11 protein-coding genes and 1 pseudogene are annotated in these 19,048 nt (G+C 64.5%); 7 read left to right on the top strand and 5 right to left on the bottom strand.

What is annotated here, in order from left to right:
• Positions 1 to 61: 61 nt before the first annotated feature.
• Complete coding sequence (locus SJI00_RS21855; protein WP_322463767.1) at positions 62 to 2,578, bottom strand: UvrD-helicase domain-containing protein; 2,517 nt, start codon at positions 2,576 to 2,578, stop codon at positions 62 to 64.
• 174 nt (positions 2,579 to 2,752) lie between these two features.
• On the opposite strand from SJI00_RS21855, the gene SJI00_RS21850 reads away from it, so the two are divergent.
• The 4 genes from SJI00_RS21850 to SJI00_RS21835 all read left to right on the top strand — a co-directional run bounded on the left by SJI00_RS21850 (position 2,753) and on the right by SJI00_RS21835 (position 9,820).
• Entirely contained in the window at positions 2,753 to 3,451 is a 699-nt protein-coding gene (locus SJI00_RS21850; protein WP_322463766.1) for a pirin family protein, read from the top strand.
• Between the two features lie 520 nt (positions 3,452 to 3,971).
• Complete coding sequence (gene mexE, locus SJI00_RS21845; RefSeq protein WP_322463765.1) at positions 3,972 to 5,213, top strand: multidrug efflux RND transporter periplasmic adaptor subunit MexE; 1,242 nt, start codon at positions 3,972 to 3,974, stop codon at positions 5,211 to 5,213.
• Positions 5,214 to 5,225: 12 nt separating this feature from the next.
• A complete protein-coding gene (locus SJI00_RS21840; RefSeq protein WP_322463764.1) occupies positions 5,226 to 8,408 on the top strand; it encodes an efflux RND transporter permease subunit in 3,183 nt (1,060 codons plus the stop codon).
• The gene (locus SJI00_RS21835; RefSeq protein ID WP_322463763.1) at positions 8,405 to 9,820 is read left to right on the top strand and encodes a TolC family protein; all 1,416 of its coding nucleotides are present in this window, start codon (positions 8,405 to 8,407) and stop codon (positions 9,818 to 9,820) included. The genes SJI00_RS21840 and SJI00_RS21835 overlap by 4 nt, the downstream gene beginning before the upstream one ends.
• 39 nt (positions 9,821 to 9,859) lie before the next feature.
• On the opposite strand, the gene SJI00_RS21830 is transcribed toward SJI00_RS21835, so the two are convergent.
• Positions 9,860 to 10,411, bottom strand: coding sequence for a GNAT family N-acetyltransferase (locus SJI00_RS21830; protein WP_322463762.1), 552 nt, complete (start codon positions 10,409 to 10,411; stop codon positions 9,860 to 9,862).
• A 183-nt stretch (positions 10,412 to 10,594) separates the two neighbouring features.
• Here SJI00_RS21830 and SJI00_RS21825 point away from each other — a divergent pair, with 183 nt between their 5' ends.
• A complete protein-coding gene (locus SJI00_RS21825; RefSeq protein ID WP_322463761.1) occupies positions 10,595 to 11,593 on the top strand; it encodes a FecR family protein in 999 nt (332 codons plus the stop codon).
• Positions 11,594 to 11,599: 6 nt separating this feature from the next.
• Here the strand turns inward: SJI00_RS21825 and SJI00_RS21820 are convergent, their stop codons facing one another.
• Positions 11,600 to 12,919, bottom strand: a complete 1,320-nt coding sequence (locus tag SJI00_RS21820; protein WP_322463760.1) for a Na+/H+ antiporter family protein — start codon at positions 12,917 to 12,919, stop codon at positions 11,600 to 11,602.
• A 375-nt stretch (positions 12,920 to 13,294) separates the two neighbouring features.
• On the opposite strand from SJI00_RS21820, the pseudogene SJI00_RS22715 reads away from it, so the two are divergent.
• Together SJI00_RS22715 and SJI00_RS22710 are read left to right on the top strand one after the other, a co-directional pair.
• Positions 13,295 to 14,584 (top strand): annotated as a pseudogene (locus SJI00_RS22715) (methyl-accepting chemotaxis protein); the annotation flags it as partial.
• 102 nt (positions 14,585 to 14,686) lie between these two features.
• Positions 14,687 to 15,442: a methyl-accepting chemotaxis protein gene (locus tag SJI00_RS22710; RefSeq protein ID WP_416221077.1), complete on the top strand. Its 756-nt coding sequence runs from the start codon at positions 14,687 to 14,689 to the stop codon at positions 15,440 to 15,442.
• A gap of 296 nt (positions 15,443 to 15,738) precedes the next feature.
• Here the strand turns inward: SJI00_RS22710 and cysS are convergent, their stop codons facing one another.
• Entirely contained in the window at positions 15,739 to 17,121 is a 1,383-nt protein-coding gene (gene cysS, locus SJI00_RS21810) for a cysteine--tRNA ligase (protein WP_322463758.1), read from the bottom strand.
• A 9-nt stretch (positions 17,122 to 17,130) separates the two neighbouring features.
• Entirely contained in the window at positions 17,131 to 18,834 is a 1,704-nt protein-coding gene (locus SJI00_RS21805) for a glutamine--tRNA ligase/YqeY domain fusion protein (RefSeq protein WP_322463757.1), read from the bottom strand.
• Positions 18,835 to 19,048 lie beyond the last annotated feature (214 nt).

Genomic DNA, 19,048 nt, shown 5'->3' with positions numbered 1-19,048 from the left:
CGAGCGTATCGGACTGCCTTTCCACCAAGTGTGCGGTGTGCTGCCGGCTAGCCACACCGCACTACAGCGTGCGTTGATCATCGAAGAAAGGCTGCTCACCCTGCACCTGGCTCGATGCCCGCGGCACCTTCACAGCCTCCGTTGCAGGTTTCTCGACATGCCAATAGCACTGGCGCACCGCGCGGGTGATGGCGACATAGGCCAGGCGCTGGACCTCATCCTTCTGCGCCGTATCGAATGCCTGCGCATCGCCGGCGCGGCCCAGCCCAGCGAGGCGATACACCTGATTCTTGTAGGGCGAGCTGGTGGGATACACGCAATCGCCCAACATGAACACAGCGTCAGCCTGTAGCCCTTTGGCGCTATGGTAGGTCAGTTGGCGCAGCCGCCGTTGCGCGGGCGCGAGCGCTGCGTCGGCTTCGATCACGTCATTGATATGCTCTGAAATCAATGACTTATCGACACCTCTTCGAAATAGCATCATCACGCTGTCACCGGCTGCGTAGTGTCGGCTCAGGGCTGCGCCCAGCGCGGCTTCGTCGCGATCGAGCACCACCACCGGCGCCAGCGCGAGCGCCGCAGCCGGGCCGCCGGCAGTGGCTTTCTTGCCGGCGATGGCCGGCGTGCCGCGCACCAGGTGTTCAGCAGCATCGATGATCGCCTGCTGGCTGCGGTAGTTCTCTACCAGCATCACCCGGGTATGGCTGGGCGACAGGAAGGTTTTGGTGAAGGCCATGAAGAAGGTCGGTGAACTGCCACGCCAGCCGTAAATCGATTGCCAGTCATCGCCTACGCACATCAGCGAGGAATGCTGGGCGTTTCGGCCGGTGTGCATCTGCGGCCCACGGCGTCGGATTTCCGCCAGGCTCGCGCGCAGCCAGCTGACGATCTGCGGCGATACATCCTGGAACTCGTCGATCATCAGGTGCGCCAGTGGGCGCAATAACGCATCGGGCAGCAAACGCAGATTTTCCGGGTTGCGCTCGCTGAATAGCGCGAACATGCGGTTGTAGCTCATCACCGGTGGCGACTGTTGCAGCAAATGGGCCTCCAGCGCCTGGCTGTAAAGCGCCAGAGCCTCAAAGAACAGCGCGTCGCTGTCGCCCGGCGGGAAGCGCAGGGCGGCGACCGCGGTGTTCACTTCAAGGCCCAGGTTTTCGATGAAGTTGCTGGCGCCAATGAAGGCATCGAGCAGAGGCGCTGCCGCCAGCTCGCCCTTGACCTTGAACTCGAAGCCGGGCCCCGCCACCGCATCGCCCGCCAAAGACGCTGCCAGACGCTTGGCTGCGGCGTAGTTATCCAACCAGATCAATGGCTTATCGCAGAAAGCTTGAAACAAGGTGCGCTTGACTGCCCACTCGGCGCGAACGGCCAGCTTGGCCCCCGGGCGTTGATACTGCGCGCTTTCAGTGGGGTCGAAACCCAGCATTACCCAGCTATCGAGCCCCTCCAGCCGGCCATGCACATGGAAGGTGCTGCCACGAATATCCACGGTGTCGCGGCACGGCTCAATGCCTTTGATCGGCCAGGCGCCGGCGGCGAACCACAGGTCCTCGATCACGTCGCACAGCTCTTCATCACGCGTGGCCGCCAGCTGCGTCACCTGCACGCGCTTCTGCACATCCGGGTGATCGGGGTCCAGCGGCTTGAGCTGCAAGGCCTCGCGGCGCATCTGGCCGATGAGTTCGGCAAAGCGCGGGCTGCCGTGCAGCAGGTCGCGGTAGCAAAGGTTCATCTGCTGGCGCTGGGCGTCGTTCAGGCGCAGGTCGAAGGGGTTGCTGTCGGCATCCTGCTCGCGACCTTCGGCCAAGTCGCTGCCCAGCGTTTCAAACGCGCGCAGCTGGCCAAAACCCGGCAGGCTGCGCACCCACGGCAGGATGCGCGAGTGAAAGGTGCGCACCAGCTCGCGCGCTTGCGCCTGATTGAGGTCGATCTGCCACAGGCCGAACACCTGCAGCAGGCGCTTGATGAAGTCCTTGCGCGACTCGCGGGTAAAGGTCACCACGGTCATGGCATCGAGCTCGAAGCCCAGGTAGCGGTGCAGCAGCAACAAGCGCAGCACCAGGGACGTCGACTTGCCCGCGCCGGCCCCGGCCACCACGCACGTTGAAGGCGTATCGCTGAAAATCAGCTTCCATTGCGCCGCGCTTGGCTGGGCGGTGCCAGGCAGTCGCTCGGCGACATCGGCCTTGAAGCGTTTCTTCAGTTCAGCCGTGAGGGGCAGCCGCCAGTCATCGAACAGGTTGAGGTCCTGACCTGGCACACCCGGGCTGGGGTCGCGCTCATCGCGGATGACCAGCACCTGGCGACCGGCCTCGAAGCCTTCAACGCGGCCCTGTTCGAACCCTTCGCGGGTGCCCTGGGTATGACCGCTGCGCTGACCATTGGCATGTCCCAGAAACCACGAGTCGCGGTGCTGCGCCTTGAGCCCGCTCAGGCCACGGCCGAGCAGCCGAGCGGTCAAGCGGCGCAGCCAGGGTAGTTGGGCCGGCGGGGCCAGTTCAGGCGCTACCTCGGGGAACTCGTCGGACACGTGGGTTTCCTTGATCTGTGAATCAGCGCGGCATGTTCGCCGCATCCGTAGGAAAGTGCCAGTGATTGCTTGTAGATCAGGGGATTAGCCGATGAATTGCAGGTAAATTCGCTCAGCTAACCATCGAATTAAGCGATCATTCAAAGCCAAAATTTACGCTTTTTTCCGATCAATACCCACCGCATCATGGCGCCATTCCCACCTGTTCAGGAGCCAGCCATGCTGCAACTTCGCCCGTTTGAAAGCCTCGGCCACGCCAACCATGGCTGGCTCGATGCCCATCATCATTTCTCCTTCGCCGAGTATTACGACGCGGCCCGCATGCAGTGGGGCAACCTGCGCGTGTGGAACGACGACCTGATCGCCGCCGGCAGCGGCTTTCCGGCGCACCCGCACCGCGACATGGAGATCATCACGTATGTACGTGAAGGCGCCATCAGCCACGAGGACAGCCTGGGCAACAAAGGCCGTACCGAAGCAGGTGATGTGCAAGTGATGAGCGCCGGCACCGGCATCACACACAGCGAATGGAACAGCGAGCCGGTCGATGTGCGCCTGTTCCAGATCTGGATCATGCCGGACCGCCGCGGCGACGCGCCGTCGTGGGGCACCCGCCCGTTCCCTCGCGGCGAGCGTGGCGAAGGCTTCGTGACCCTGGCCAGCGGCCGTGACGGTGATGAAGATGCGCTGCGCATCCGGGCTGATGCGCGGCTGGCGGCGGCCACCTTGCGCGCTGGCGAGACGGCGGAGTACGTGCTAGGCAAGGATCGCCGTGGGTATCTGGTGCCGGCTCGCGGCGTCATCGAGGTCAATGGCCTGCGGGCCAATGCGCGCGATGGCGTGGCCGTCGAGCAGGAACAGGTGCTGCGGGTAACGGCGATCGAGGACAGCGAGATCGTGTTGGTGGATGTCGCCTGACCTGCGCAATGCCTGGAATCAGGCCGGCAAAGCCGGCCTTACTCGCGCCCTGTGAGAGCGGCTACTGCCGCGGTGGCCGGCCCGATTCAACCACCGCGTACTGGCAAGTGAATCGAGGTGGCGGGGTGGGGTCGGCTGCGCCGACCATCGCGGCCATCGCGGCAATCCGGAGCGCCGGACCGGCCGCGCCTACACGACCGCGTTTGTTCACGAGGTGACGTTGAGCGCTAGGCAGCATGACTGGCGGCTTGGACCGGGCGCGACCGCTTGTCGGCGTCCGCTGAAAAGCAGGTGGCTCCCCCAAAGCGATGACTGACGAAGTCGTGGTCGCTGAATAACCCAGTCGGCTGGAAGCACCTGTCTTGCTTGCGGCTTGATCGAACTGCCGCACCACCCTCACCGTCCAGACATACCTTGCATCATTCAGATCGATAATAACCTTCGCCCCGTTCGATTCGTCCGCCCTCACCCGCCCCGCGCACACTCCGCCCACTTTCTATCGGTTACTGGCGGATTCCCCATGCAACGATCACTCAAACCCTTGCGCTTTCCCCTCGCGGCCCTGGCCGTGGTGGTGATCAGCGCCTGCGGCCGCGCGCCTGACGCGCCGCAGGCGCCAGCGGCGCCCAAAGTCACTGTGGCCGAGGTGATCGAGCAACCGATCAATGAATGGGATGAATTCACCGGTCGCCTGGAGGCACCGGAAACGGTCGAGCTGCGCCCGCGCGTATCGGGGCAGATCGACCGTGTGGCCTTCACCGAAGGCGCACAGGTCAAGCAAGGCGACCTGCTGTTCCAGATCGACCCACGCCCGTTCCAGGCCGAAGTGCGTCGCCTCGAAGCGCAGTTGCAGCAGGCCCGCGCCAACGCGACTCGCAGCGACAATGAAGCCCAGCGCGGCGCGCGCCTGCGTGACAGCAACGCCATTTCGGCAGAACTGGCCGAATCGCGCACCAGTGCAGCGGCCGAGGCCAAAGCTGGGGTGGCCGCGATCCAGGCGCAGCTGGATCTCGCACGCTTGAACCTGAGCTTCACCCGCGTCAGCGCGCCCATCAGCGGCCGCGTCGGGCGGGCGCAGTTCACCGCTGGCAACATCGTCACCGCTGACGTGACCGCGCTGACCAGCCTGGTCTCCACCGACAAGGTGTATGCCTACTTCGACGCCGACGAGCGCGTCTACCTCAAGTACACCCAGCTCGCCCGCCAAGGCCAGCGCGGCCAAGCCACCCCGGTGTACCTGGGCCTGAGCAACGAGGCTGACACCCCGCACCTGGGGCAGATGAACTTCGTCGACAACCAAGTCAACCCACGCACCGGCACCATCCGCGGCCGCGCAGTGTTCGACAACCGTGACGGCGACTTCACCCCAGGCTTGTATGCGCGGCTGAAGCTGGTCGGCAGCGCCCAGTACGACGCGGTACTGATCAACGACGAAGCGGTAGGCACGGACCTGGGCAAGAAATTCGTGCTGGTGATGGATAAAGGCAACACTGCCGCCTACCGCACGGTCGAGCTGGGCCCGAAACTCGAAGGCCTGCGCATCGTGCGCAGCGGCCTGCACAAAGGCGATCGCATCGTCATCAAGGGCCTGCAGCGCGTACGGCCTGGCTCGCAGGTAACACCCCAAGACGCGCCCATGGCCAGCGACGCCACCCTGGCCAACCTTGCCCGCCAGCGCGAAGCCCTGCAGGCCAGCCAGCCGGCAGCCACTCCGAGCAAAGACGCGGCGAATCTGGCCAGCGCCTCCGCGCCTCGCGGTTAAGGACACAGACCCATGAACTTCTCCCGTTTCTTCATCACCCGGCCGATCTTCGCTGCGGTGCTGTCCTTGATCCTGCTGATCGCCGGCAGCATCGCCCTGTTCCAGTTGCCCATCAGCGAATACCCCGAGGTCGTACCGCCTACCGTGGTGGTGCGCGCCAACTTCCCCGGCGCCAACCCCAAGGTCATCGGCGAAACCGTCGCCGCGCCTTTGGAGCAAGCCATCACCGGGGTCGAGAACATGCTGTACATGTCCTCGCAATCGACCGCTGACGGCAAGCTGAACCTGACCATCACCTTCGCCCTGGGCACCGACCTCGACAACGCCCAGGTGCAGGTGCAGAACCGCGTGACCCGCACCCAGCCCAAGCTGCCTGAAGAAGTCACGCGCATCGGCATCACGGTGGACAAGGCCTCGCCCGACCTGACCATGGTCGTGCACCTGACCTCGCCGGATCAGCGCTACGACATGCTGTACCTGTCCAACTATGCCTTGCTCAACGTCAAGGACGAGCTGGCGCGCCTGAACGGCATTGGCGATGTGCAGCTGTTCGGCATGGGCGACTACTCCCTGCGCGTCTGGCTCGACCCGAACAAGACTGCCTCGCGCAACCTCACCGCCAGTGACGTGGTGAGCGCGATCCGCGAACAGAACCGTCAGGTCGCGGCCGGCCAGTTGGGCGCACCGCCTGCGCCGGGTGCCACCAGCTTCCAGCTGTCGGTCAACACTCAGGGCCGTTTGGTCAATGAGGAAGAGTTCGAGAACATCGTCGTGCGCGCCGGCGCCAACGGTGAGATCACTCGCTTGAAGGACGTTGCCCGCGTTGAGCTGGGGTCCAGCCAATATGCCCTGCGCTCGCTGCTCAACAACCAGCCCGCCGTGGCCATCCCGATCTTCCAGCGTCCAGGCTCCAACGCCATCGACATCTCCGATGACGTGCGGGCGAAAATGGCCGAGTTGAAGAAGGATTTCCCCGAGGGCATGGACTACAGCATCGTCTATGACCCCACCGTGTTCGTGCGCGGCTCCATCGAGGCGGTGGTGCACACGCTGTTCGAAGCGCTGATTCTGGTGGTGCTGGTGGTGATCGTGTTCCTGCAGACCTGGCGTGCCTCGATCATCCCGCTGCTGGCCGTGCCGGTGTCGCTGATCGGCACCTTCGCGGTGATGCACCTGTTCGGTTTCTCGCTCAACGCGTTGTCATTGTTCGGCCTGGTGCTGGCCATCGGCATCGTGGTCGACGACGCGATCGTGGTGGTGGAAAACGTCGAGCGCAACATCGGCCTGGGCTTGAAACCCCTGGAGGCCACGCAGAAGGCCATGAGCGAAGTCACCGGGCCGATCATCGCCACGGCGCTGGTGCTGTGTGCGGTGTTCGTGCCGGCGGCGTTCATTTCCGGGCTCACCGGGCAGTTTTACAAACAGTTTGCACTGACCATCGCGATCTCCACGGTGATCTCGGCATTCAACTCGCTGACCTTGTCGCCAGCCTTGGCCGCCGTACTGCTCAAGGAACACAACGCGCCGAAAGACCGCTTCTCGCGGCTGCTCGAACGCCTGTTCGGTCGCTGGTTGTTCGCCCCGTTCAACCGCTTCTTCGAGCGTGCCTCGATGCGCTACGTGTCGGGCGTGGCCCGGGTGATCCGCTCCAGTGGTATTGCGCTGATCCTCTACGCCGGACTGATGGGCCTGACCTACCTGGGCTTCGCCTCGACACCGACCGGCTTTGTACCGGCGCAGGACAAACAGTACCTGGTGGCCTTCGCCCAACTGCCCGACGCAGCCAGCCTGGATCGCACGGAGGCGGTGATCAAGCGCATGAGCGAGATCGCCCTGAAACAGCCGGGCGTGTCTGACTCGGTGGCCTTCCCGGGCCTTTCGATCAACGGCTTCACCAACACCCCGAACAGCGGCGTGGTGTTCACCCCACTGAAACCGTTCAACGAACGTACGGACCCGAGCCAGTCCGCCGCCGCCATCGCCGCCGCGCTGAACGCGCAGTTCGCCGACATCGAAGACGCCTACATCGCCATCTTCCCGCCGCCCCCGGTGCAGGGCCTGGGTACCATCGGCGGCTTCCGGTTGCAGATCGAAGACCGCGGCAACCTGGGTTACGAGGCGCTGTACAGCGAGACCCAGAACATCATCGCCAAGAGCCATAACGTGCCGGAACTGGCCGGGCTGTTCACCAGCTACCAGGTGAACGTGCCGCAGGTCGATGCCGCCATCGACCGGGAGAAGGCCAAGACCCACGGCGTGGCCATCAGCGACATCTTCGACACCCTGCAGATCTACCTGGGTTCGCTGTACGCCAACGACTTCAACCGTTTTGGCCGCACCTATCAGGTCAACGTGCAGGCCGAGCAGCAGTTCCGCCTCGATGCCGAGCAGATCGGCCAACTGAAGGTGCGCAACGACCGTGGGGAGATGGTCCCGCTGGCGACCTTCCTCAAGGTCAGCGACACCTCGGGGCCGGACCGGGTGATGCATTACAACGGTTTCATCACCGCGGAAATCAACGGCGCGGCCGCTCCCGGCTACAGCTCCGGGCAGGCTGAGGCCGCCATCGAGCGGCTGCTCAAGCAGGAGTTGCCCAACGGCATGGTGTACGAGTGGACCGACCTGACCTACCAGCAGATCCTCTCCGGCAATACGGCGCTGCTGGTGTTCCCGCTGTGCGTGCTGCTGGCGTTCCTGGTACTGGCGGCGCAATACGAGAGCTGGAGTCTGCCGCTGGCGGTGATCCTGATCGTGCCGATGACCCTGTTGTCAGCCATCACCGGGGTGATCCTGGCGGGCAGCGACAACAACATCTTCACCCAGATCGGCCTGATCGTGCTGGTGGGCCTGGCGTGCAAGAACGCCATTCTCATCGTCGAGTTCGCCAAGGACAAACAGGCTGAAGGCCTCGACCCGCTGGCTGCCGTGCTGGAAGCCTGCCGGCTTCGTCTGCGGCCGATCCTGATGACCTCCATCGCCTTCATCATGGGCGTGGTGCCGCTGGTGCTGTCGTCCGGTGCCGGGGCCGAGATGCGTCATGCCATGGGCGTGGCGGTGTTCTCGGGGATGATCGGCGTGACCGTGTTCGGTCTGTTCCTGACCCCGGTGTTCTTCTTCCTGATCCGCCGTTTCGTCGAACGTCGTGAAGCGCGCAAGGCCGCCGTTCGCCCTGCTGTGCTGGAGAGCCACCCATGAACCTGCTCAAAACCCTGTCCCCGAGCCTGTTGGCGCTGGCCTTGGCGGCCTGCGCGGTGGGCCCGGACTATCACGCGCCGGACACCGTGCCGGCGCAGCTTGACGCACAGCTGCAAGGCCAGCTCCTGGACCGGGCGCGTTTTGAAAGTGCCTGGTGGCAGCAGTTCGATGACCCCGTGCTGAACCAGTTGGTCAGCGCGTCGCTGGCCGGTAACCGTGACCTGCGGGTGGCATTCGCCCGCCTCAAGGCCGCACGTTCGTTGCGCGAAGAGGCCAGCCTGGACCAGGTGCCGACCGTCACCAGCCGCGCCAGCAGCGAGATTGGCAAGGGCCAGATCCCAGGGCAGAGCGACAAGCGCGTGAACAGCGAGCGCTATGACCTGGGCCTGGACATGGCCTGGGAGATAGACCTGTTCGGCCGCATCCAGCGCCAGATCGAGGCCAGCCGCGCCCAGGAAGATGCCGCCGCGGCTGATCTGCAGCAGTTGCAGGTGAGCCTGATCGCCGAACTGGTCGATGCCTACGGGCAGTTGCGTGGCGCTCAGTTGCGTGAGCGAATTGCCGCTGACAACCTCGACAACCAACGCCAGTCGGGCTCGCTGACCGAACGGCTGCGTGATGCCGGGGTGGGTGACGAACTCGATGTGATGCGTGCCCAAGCGCGGCTGGCTGGGGTCGAGGCCACGGTGCCGCAGTTGCAGGCCGAGCAAATGCGCGCGCGTAATCGTATCGCCACCCTGCTCGGCCAGCGCGCCGATGCGTTGAGCGTGGATCTGTCGCCCAAAGCCTTGCCCGCCATTGCCAAGGCGCTGCCGGTGGGCGACCCCGGTGAGCTGCTGCGCCGGCGCCCGGACATCCACAGCGCCGAGCGGCGTCTGGCGGCGGCCACGGCCAACGTTGGCGTCGCCACTGCGGACCTGTTCCCACGGGTCAGCCTCAGCGGCTTCCTCGGCTTTACGGCCGGGCGCGGTTCGCAGATTGGCAGCGCGGCGGCCGGTGCCTGGGCGCTGGGGCCGAGCATTCAATGGGCAGCGTTCGACCTGGGCAGCGTGCGCGCGCGATTGCGCGGGGCCAAGGCCGATGCCGAGGGTGCGTTGGCCAACTATGAACAGCAGGTATTGCTCGCGCTGGAAGAATCGAGCAATGCCTTCAGTGACTACGGCAAGCGTCAGCAGCGCCTACAGGCGCTGATCCGCCAGAGCGAGGCGAGCCGCAAGGCCGCTGCGCTGGCCTCGGTGCGTTACCGCGAAGGCAGCGTGGATTATCTGGTGCTGCTCGACGCCGAACGTGAGCGTCTGGCGGCCGAAGATGCCCAGGCTCAGGGCGAAGTGGCGCTGTACCAGGGCATCGTCGAGATCTACAAGGCGCTTGGCGATGGCTGGCAGCCGACCGTGGTCGCCAGCGCCCGTTGATCCCCCGTGTTCGCGCCCGGCCAGCCGGTGGCCGGGTGCTTACTGCGCCTGCTGCGCCAACCATTCGTGGCGCAGCAGCGCGTACTGCATCGTGTTTTCGTAGACCGGCTCGCCCTGCTCATCGTTGTAGAACGTGACGTACTCCATGAACACCCCTTCCAGGCGCATGCCCAGCTTCTCGCACAGGCGGCGCGACGGCTGATTGGTGTCTTCGGCATAGGCATACAGGCGGCGCGCGTTGCGCGCCGTGAACAGGTACTCCACCAGCGCGGCGGCCGCCTCGAAGGCATACCCGTGGCCGGCGAAGCGCGGGTTCAACTGCCAGCCGATGGACACCGTGGCGTTTTCCAGTTCGCGTTCGGGTTCGGCAAACAGCTCACCGATCAGTGTCCCGCAATCGGCCAGGCACACAGCCAGGTAGCCTTCGCCCTCGCCGCGCTTGCACGCCTCGGCGCGAGCGGCGTCAAGGTCGGCCACGGCCATGGAGAAAAAACAGCTGGCCGTGGGCTGGTGCAGGTATTCGAACAACGCCGCAGCATCGGCTGCAGCGAAACGACGGATGATCAGGCGAGCGGTGTGCAGAGGCAGCATGGCAGGGTTCCTGGTGGATTCATGGGCGACCGATGCCAGTGCTCTGGCACTTGCGTTGTTGCTGCAACAGACCGCAATCGGGTTGCATCTGCACAGAAAACGCGCAACTGATAGTGGTTCGCCATTATCCCGGTTCTCGGACGGGTGTGTGCAAGGTTAGAATGCGCAAAACCTGGAGTGCTGATGAATCACGAACGCCTGCCCCCGAGCGACCCCGACGCGATCACCGATGCCGCTGCGCAGTGGTGCCTGCGCCTGCACGCCGATGACTGCACCGACACCGAGCGGCAGGCCTTCGCCCGGTGGCTGACGGCAGACCCGCGGCACGCCGAGGAGTACCAGGCCATCGACAGCATCTGGGAAGGCGCCGGGCAGTTGCCCGCGGCCCATTTGCCCGGTGCCGCGCCCTACCGCGCGCCGCCACTGCGCTACCGTCTACGGCGCTTTGCACCCGCCTTCGCCTGCGCGCTGCTGGCCCTGCCCATCGCCGCCTGGATCGGCTGGGAACAGGGTTGGTTACCCAACCATTACCAGCACCTGAGCACGGGTGACCAGGTGCAGACCGTGCAGCTCAGCGATGGCAGCACGGTCGAGCTGAATCTCAACACCGAGCTGCGCTATTTCAACTTCAAGGATCAACGCCGGATCACCCTGGTCGAGGGCGAAGCCTTCTTCAAGGTCAGCCACGACAGCGAGCATCCGTTCATTGTCCAGGCCGCCCAGGGCCAGACGCGGGTCACGGGAACGCAGTTCAACGTGTGGAAGTACCAGGATCAGGTCAAGGTCACGCTGGTGGAAGGCTCAGTGCTGGTCAGCAGCGCTGGCGACGCCGGTTATCGGCTCGGCCCCGGCATGCAGGCCAGCTACCGCCTGGGCGACTTCGAGCCCAAGCTGGCGCAGAGCACCGATGCCGACAACAGCCTGGCCTGGCGCACCGGCAAGCTGGTGCTGGACAACCTGAGCCTGCAACAGGCCCTGCCGGTCATCAACCGCTACCTCGACAAGCCGCTGCGTGTGGCGGATGAGGGCACCGGCAAGATTCGCATCAGCGGCGTGTACAACACCCGTGAGGTCGCGCGGCTGGTCGCCACGCTGCCCAAGGTGCTGCCGGTCTACCTGACCCGCAGCAAGGACGGCGGCACCGTGCTCAACCGCATCGCCCCGCCGCCACCGCGCGGCTGAGCGTCCTCACAGCACCATGGCCGCCACCCAGCCAAACACCAGCAGCGGCAGGTTGTAATGGATGAAGGTCGGAACCACCGTGTCCCAGATATGGTGATGCTGGCCATCGACGTTGAGCCCCGAGGTCGGACCCAGGGTTGAATCCGACGCCGGCGAACCGGCATCGCCCAACGCCCCGGCCGTACCGACGATGCACACCGTGGCCAGCGGGTCGAAGCCCAGCTGAATACACAGCGGCACGAAGATCGCCGCGAGGATCGGCACCGTCGAGAACGACGAGCCAATGCCCATGGTCACCAGCAGCCCCACCAGCAGCATCAAGAGCGCGCCAACGGCTTTGCTGTGGTCGATCCACTGCGCGGCAGCCTCGACCAGCGACTTCACCTCCCCCGTGGCCTTCATCACTTCCGCAAAACCGGAGGCGGTAATCATGATGAAGCCGATCATGGCCATCATCTTCATGCCTTCGGTGAACAGATCATCGGTGTCTTTCCAGCGCACGATGCCCGACAGCGAGAAGATCAGAAAACCGACCATCGCGCCGATGATCATCGAGTCCAGCCACAGCTGCACCACGAATGCCGCCAGAATGGCGAATCCGGCCACCAGCAGCGTCAGTGGGTTGTACTGCACGCTGACCTGCTCGACCTGCTCGATGCGCGCCAGGTCGTAGTCGCGCTTGCGCCGGTAGCTGAAGAACACCGCCACCAGCAACCCGACCAGCATGCCGGTCGCGGGCAAGGCCATGGCGTGGGTGACGTTCAGGCCGCTGACATCGACCCCGGCGCGGCTGACGTTGGGCAGCAGGATCTGGTTGAGGAAGATGTTGCCAAACCCCACCGGCAGGAAGATATACGGGGTGATCAGGCCAAAGGTGATGACGCAGGCGATCAGCCGGCGGTCGATGCGCAGGCGAGTCAATACGTACAGCAGCGGCGGCACCAGTAGCGGAATGAAGGCAATGTGGATAGGCAGGATGTTCTGCGACGACACCGCTACCACCAGCATCAGGCCGATCATCAGCCATTTCACCTTGCCACCGTCGGCATGGCCCTGGCGGTCGATCATGCTCAGCGCGCGGTCGGCCAGGGCATGGGCAAGGCCCGACTTGGCGATGGCCACGGCGAAGGCACCGAGCAACGCGTACGACAACGCCACCGTCGCGCCCCCGCCCAAGCCCGCATTGAAGGCCTGCAAGGTGCCGTCCAGGCCCAGGCCACCGACCACGCCGCCCACCAAGGCGCCAATGATCAAGGCGATGACCACGTGCACGCGGGACAAGCTCAGGACCAGCATGACGCCGACCGCGGCAATGACTGCATTCATTTCGTGAAGTACCTCGTTACGACAGACAAAAGGCGAGCGCACCGGCGCCAGACTGCGCGTGGCAGGGCCGGTCCGAAGGGGTGGTTGTTATTTGAGGGCGCACACTCTGAAGCACCCTCGCCCGCTTGTCAAAGCCGCAGGGTGCGCGTGTTCAAGCACCGGGCGCGGTTTTTATCGAATGCCGGAATAAAGAAAAAATCTGCATCGCCGACACAGTTTCATGACCCAGGTCAGTACGGCAGGCGTCAGCGCCATGCGCCAGGCACAGCAGCACCGGGGACCGTGGCCGGTCACGTGCTGCGGACCCACACCACCTGGCCCTGCGCAGATCGATGTCGTACCGACCCCAGAATCGATTTCAAGAGAACTCACTCCATGCCGCTGCGCCAACTGTCCATTCAATGGAAGATCACCCTGCTGGCCGGCCTGTGCCTGGCCAGCATCGTTACCCTGCTGGTCGGCCTGTCCCTCTACCGCATGAACGCCAGCGCCGGGCTGGTCGAAGCCAGCAGCGTGCAGATGCTGAGCAAGGTCGCCCAGGCGCGCCTCGAAGCGCAGAGCGAAGCCCAGGGCCTGAATGTTCGCCGCCAGTTCATGGATGCCTACCAGTACGGCGGTGGCCTTGCCCGGCAATTGATGTTCGTGCGTGAGCAGGCGCAAAAGCGCCAACTCGATGCCCGTGACCTACGCCAGGACATGACCGATCAGGTCCACAAGGCGCTGCAGGGCAATCCCGATCTGCTCGGCTTCTCGCTGGTGTTCGAGCCCAATGCACTCGATCAGCGCGACAGCCAGTTCAACGGCCAGCAAGCGTTGGGCAGCAACGCCGAGGGCCGCTTTGCGCTGTACTGGTCGCAGCCGCGTCCAGGCCAGCTCACCTCGATGGCCCTGCCCGAAAAAGACCTGGCCGACACCAGCATCGGCCCCAGCGGCGAGCCGGCCAACACCTGGTGGGTGTGCCCGCGCACCACGGCCAAGGTGTGCATCAGCGAACCGTACTTCTATGCCATCGATGGCCAGCAGGTGCTGATGACCAGCATCGTCTTCCCGCTGATCGAAGGCGGCAAGGTGATCGGTACACTGTCCACCGACATCAATCTGAACAGCCTGCAGGCCATCAGCGAGCGCGCCAGCGCTGGGCTGTACGAGGGCCGCACCACGGTCGGCATCCTCAGCCCGGCTGGCCTGCTCGCAGGCTACAGCGCCGATGCCAGCAAGCTGTCGCAGCGCTACGAGCAAGTCGACCCCGCCCAAGGCGCGGAACTGGTGCGCAACCTCGGCCAGCGCCAGGCGCAGCAAGTGGTCGAGCACGACGCGCGGCTCAAGGTGCTGACCAGCTTCGAGCCGATTCCCGGCAGTCAACACTGGGGCGTGTTGCTCGACCTGCCCAAGAGCGTCCTGACCGCCCCCGCCGAAGCGCTCAAGGGTGAACTCGACGCGCTCAATACCCAGGGCATGCTGCTGCAACTGGCGCTCGGCGTCGCGGCCGCGCTGGCCGGGCTGCTGCTGGTGTGGCTGTTGGCGCGCGGCGTGACCCGGCCGATCCTCAACGTGGCCGCCATGCTCAAGGACATCGCCAGCGGCGAAGGCGACCTCACCCGTCGCCTGACCTACGACAAGCGCGACGAGCTGGGCGAACTGGCCGGTTGGTTCAACCGCTTTCTCGACAAGCTGCAGCCGACCATCGCCGAGGTGAAGCAGTCGGTGCAGGCTGCGCGCAGCACCGCCGACCAGTCGGCCGCCATCGCCAGCCAGACCAGCGCCGGCATGGAACAGCAGTACCGCCAGGTCGATCAGGCCGCTACCGCCTCCCACGAAATGAGCGCCACTGCCCAGGACGTCGCCCGCAGTGCTGCCCAGGCTGCGCAAGCTGCGCGCGATGCCGACCAGGCGACCCGCGAGGGCTTGTCGGTCATCGAGCGCACCACCCAGAGCATCGACGCCCTGGCGGCGGACATGAGCACGGCCATGGATCAGGTCGCAGGCCTTGCGCAGAACAGCGACAAGATCGGTTCGGTGCTGGAAGTGATTCGCTCGATCGCCGAACAGACCAATCTGCTGGCACTCAACGCCGCCATCGAAGCCGCGCGCGCCGGGGAAGCGGGCCGTGGCTTTGCCGTGGTGGCCGATGAAGTACGCAACCTCGCTCGCCGCACGCAAGAATCGGTCGAGGAAACCCGCCAGGTGATCGAGGCGCTGCAGGCCGGAACGCAGGAGGTCGTCGGCGCCATGCAGGGCAGCCATCGGCAGGCCCAGGGCGGTGTCGAGCAGGTGTCGGCAGCGGCCACCGCCTTGCAGCGAATCGGCAATGCGGTGTCGGTGATCACCGACATGAACCTGCAGATCGCCAGTGCCGCCGAGGAACAGAGCGCGGTGGCCGAAGAGATCAACAGCAACATCGCGACCATTCGCGATGTCACCGAATCGTTGTCCGGGCAGGCGAACGAGTCGGCGCGGGTGAGCCAGTCGCTGAACCAGCTGGCGAATCAGCAGCAGGGATTGATGGACCAGTTTCGGGTGTAGTCGCCGAGGGCGAGTTCAGGTTCGTCTGCACTCGTCCAGGTCTGCTGAGGGTGGTAAGGCCCAGTGAGTACGGGCCTACCTTGGATGTTGTTCGAACACTCCCGAGTTTCAGTCAAGGCCCTACACACCGAGCCTGTGTTATCGGGCTATCAGGTGCTCGCTTCCTACACACGTTCGACATGTACGTCTGATGGGCGCGGGACCTCAAACGTCAATCGGGCCGCCAACCCGCGTACCTGCACAATGCGCAGGTACAGCGGGTTGGCGGCCCGATCTCTTGACCAAGCTTGGCGGTGTCAGTCAGCCAGGCGCCAGGTAGTCGTGCCCTTGCTGTCTTCCAACACCACACCCATCGCCGTCAACTGATCACGAATCCGGTCGGACTCGGCCCAGTGCTTCTCGCTGCGCGCTTGCAGACGCGCCTGGATCAGCGCTTCGACCTCAACGGCATCGACCTTGCCTTCAGCGCCTGCACGCAGGAAGTCATCGGCTTCGAGCTGCAGCACACCCAGCACATCGCCCAGCTCGCGCAAGCGTCCGGCCAGGCCGGCAGCGGCCTGAGGGTCGCTGTCGCGCAGGCGGTTGATCTCGCGCACCAGATCGAACAGCACGGCGCAGGCTTCGGGGGTGCCGAAGTCGTCGTTCATGGCCGTGGTGAAGCGCTCGACGAACGCCTCGCCGCCAGCCGGGGCAACGCGCGGCAAACCGCGCAGCGCATGGTAGAAACGCTCCAGCGCCGCCTTGGCATCGCGCAGGCTGTCTTCGGAATAGTTGATGGCGCTGCGGTAATGGCTGGCCACCAGCAGGTAACGCACCACTTCGGGGTGGTACTTTTCCAGCACCTCGCGAAGGGTGAAGAAGTTGTTCAACGACTTGGACATCTTCTCGCCATTGATACGGATCATGCCGCAGTGCATCCAGGCATTGGCGTACTGCTTGCCAGTGGCCGCTTCGCTCTGCGCGATCTCGTTCTCGTGGTGCGGGAATTCGAGGTCACTGCCGCCACCGTGAATGTCGAAGCTCTCGCCCAGGCAGCACGTCGACATCACCGAGCACTCGATGTGCCAGCCCGGACGGCCCGGACCCCACGGCGATTCCCAGCTGGGCTCGCCGGGCTTGACGCCCTTCCACAGCACGAAATCGAGCGGGTCCTGCTTGGACTCGCCCACTTCGATGCGCGCGCCGATGCGCAGGTCTTCGACCTTCTTGCGCGATAGCTTGCCGTAGCCGACGAACTTGCCGACGCGGTAGTACACGTCGCCATTGCCCGGGGCATAGGCGTAGCCCTTGTCGATCAAGGTCTGGATCATCGCGTGCATGCCGGGAATATGGTCGGTGGCTCGCGGTTCCTGATCCGGTGGCAGGATATTGAGGCGGCGCTCGTCTTCGTGCATGGCATCGATCATGCGCGCGGTCAGCTCATCGAAGCGCTCGCCGTTCTGGTTGGCGCGGTTGATGATCTTGTCGTCGATGTCGGTGATGTTGCGCACGTAGGTCAGCGCGTAGCCGCTCTTGCGCAGCCAGCGGGTCACCAGGTCGAAGGCCACCATGCTGCGACCGTGGCCCAGGTGGCAGTAGTCGTACACGGTCATGCCGCAGACGTACATGCGCACGTTGTTGCCATCGAGCGGCTTGAAGACTTCTTTCTGCTTGCTCAGTGTGTTGTAGACGGTAAGCACGACGATTCCTCAGCTGCCCCAGGAGTCACGCAGGGTGACAGTGCGGTTGAACACGGGACGGCCGGGCTGGCTGTCCTTCAGGTCGACGCAGAAATAGCCTTCACGCTCGAACTGGAAACGGTCTTCGGGCTGCGCCTGGGCCAGCGACGGCTCAGCGCGGCAGCCACTGAGCACCTGCAGCGAGTCGGGATTGATGTTGTCGAGGAAGCTGCCACCGTCTTCGGTCTTTTCCGGGTTGGCGGAGCGGAACAGGCGGTCGTAGAGGCGCACTTCGCACTCCACGCTGTCGGCGGCCGGCACCCAGTGAATCACGCCCTTGACCTTGCGCCCTTCCGGGTTCTTGCCGAGGGTATCCGGGTCATACGAGCAACGCAGCTCGACGATGTTGCCGTCGGCGTCCTTGATGGCTTCGTCGGCACGGATCACATAGCTGCCGCGCAGGCGCACTTCACCGGTAGGTTCCAGACGCTTGTAGCCCTTGGGCGGCTCTTCCATGTAGTCGTCACGGTCGATATACAGCTCGCGAGCGAACGGCAGCACGCGTACGCCCATGTCTTCTTTCGGGTGGCGCGGCAGTTGGAGCTGTTCGACCTGGCCTTGCGGGTAGTTGGTGATGACCACTTTCAACGGACGCAACACGCACATGGCGCGCGGCGCGGTGCGGTCGAGGTCGTCACGGATGCTGAATTCGAGCATGGACATGTCGACCACGCCGTCGGAACGGTTGGTGCCGACCATGTCGCAGAAGTTGCGGATCGAGGCCGGCGTGTAGCCACGGCGGCGGTAGCCCGACAGCGTCGACATGCGCGGGTCGTCCCAGGAGTCGACGTGCTTTTCATCGACCAGCTGCTTGAGCTTGCGCTTGGAGGTGATGGTGTAGTTCAGGTTCAGGCGGCTGAACTCGTACTGACGTGGGTGCGCCGGTACGGGCAGGTTGTCGAGGAACCACTCGTACAGCGGCCTATGGGCTTCGAACTCCAGGGTGCAGATCGAATGAGTGATGCCTTCGATGGCGTCGGACTGGCCATGGGTGAAGTCATAGTTGGGGTAGATGCACCAGTCGTTGCCGGTCTGGTGGTGGTGCGCGTGGCGGATGCGGTACAGGATCGGGTCGCGCAGGTTCATGTTCGGCGAGGCCATGTCGATCCTGGCCCGCAACACGCGCTCACCGTCCTTGAACTCACCGGCTTTCATGCGGGCGAACAGGTCGAGGTTCTCTTCCACGCTACGGTCGCGGAACGGGCTGTCCTTGCCTGGTTCGAACAAGCTGCCGCGATATTCCTTGGCTTGATCCGGGGTCAGGTCGCAGACATACGCCTTGCCCTGCTTGATCAGCTCGATGGCCCACTCGTGCAACTGGCCGAAATAGTCTGAGGCGAAGCGCACCTTGCCGGCCCACTCGAAACCCAGCCACTTCACATCGCGCTGGATGGCATCGATGTATTCCTGGTCTTCCTTGGCCGGGTTGGTGTCATCGAAGCGCAGGTGGCAGTCGCCGCCGAATTCCTGGGCCAGGCCGAAGTTCACGCAGATCGACTTGGCGTGGCCGATGTGCAGGTAACCGTTGGGCTCTGGGGGGAACCGGGTGACGATGCGGGCGTGCTTGCCGGCGTCCAGATCAGCTTGAACGATGGGCCGCAGGAAGTTTGCAGGAACAGCGGGGGCGCCTTTGGCAGCGGCGTTGGGCGCGGTGTCGGCAGTGGGCTTGCTCATAGGATCCTTGAATGCACGTGTCGGGCCGGGTAGGCCGATTCAATCAAAGGGCCTATCATAGCCGATGCAGTCAAGTGGCTGACAGCCGAACACCGCAATCTACCGCGATTTGTCCCGCCCTGACCGCCGCGCGGCACCTTTGATGTGTCGTACCGGTCAGAGCACGCGTCAGGTAACGGCAAGCGCCCGGCGCAGCCACGTTCTTATATGCCTT

The sequence above is a fragment of the Pseudomonas gebzensis genome (assembly GCF_034427815.1).
In the GTDB taxonomy this organism is placed as follows: domain Bacteria; phylum Pseudomonadota; class Gammaproteobacteria; order Pseudomonadales; family Pseudomonadaceae; genus Aquipseudomonas.
This window is presented reverse-complemented; position numbering and strand designations above follow the sequence as displayed.

Coding starts and splice junctions, on each gene's coding strand:
- SJI00_RS21835 (WP_322463763.1), top strand. CDS start 8,405: ATGAACCTGCTCAAAACCCTGTCCCCGAGCCTGTTGGCGCTGGCCTTG.
- SJI00_RS21805 (WP_322463757.1), bottom strand. CDS start 18,834: ATGAGCAAGCCCACTGCCGACACCGCGCCCAACGCCGCTGCCAAAGGC.
- SJI00_RS21855 (WP_322463767.1), bottom strand. CDS start 2,578: ATGCGGCGAACATGCCGCGCTGATTCACAGATCAAGGAAACCCACGTG.
- SJI00_RS21850 (WP_322463766.1), top strand. CDS start 2,753: ATGCTGCAACTTCGCCCGTTTGAAAGCCTCGGCCACGCCAACCATGGC.
- SJI00_RS21830 (WP_322463762.1), bottom strand. CDS start 10,411: ATGCTGCCTCTGCACACCGCTCGCCTGATCATCCGTCGTTTCGCTGCA.
- SJI00_RS21825 (WP_322463761.1), top strand. CDS start 10,595: ATGAATCACGAACGCCTGCCCCCGAGCGACCCCGACGCGATCACCGAT.
- SJI00_RS22710 (WP_416221077.1), top strand. CDS start 14,687: ATGGAACAGCAGTACCGCCAGGTCGATCAGGCCGCTACCGCCTCCCAC.
- SJI00_RS21840 (WP_322463764.1), top strand. CDS start 5,226: ATGAACTTCTCCCGTTTCTTCATCACCCGGCCGATCTTCGCTGCGGTG.
- mexE (WP_322463765.1), top strand. CDS start 3,972: ATGCAACGATCACTCAAACCCTTGCGCTTTCCCCTCGCGGCCCTGGCC.
- SJI00_RS21820 (WP_322463760.1), bottom strand. CDS start 12,919: ATGAATGCAGTCATTGCCGCGGTCGGCGTCATGCTGGTCCTGAGCTTG.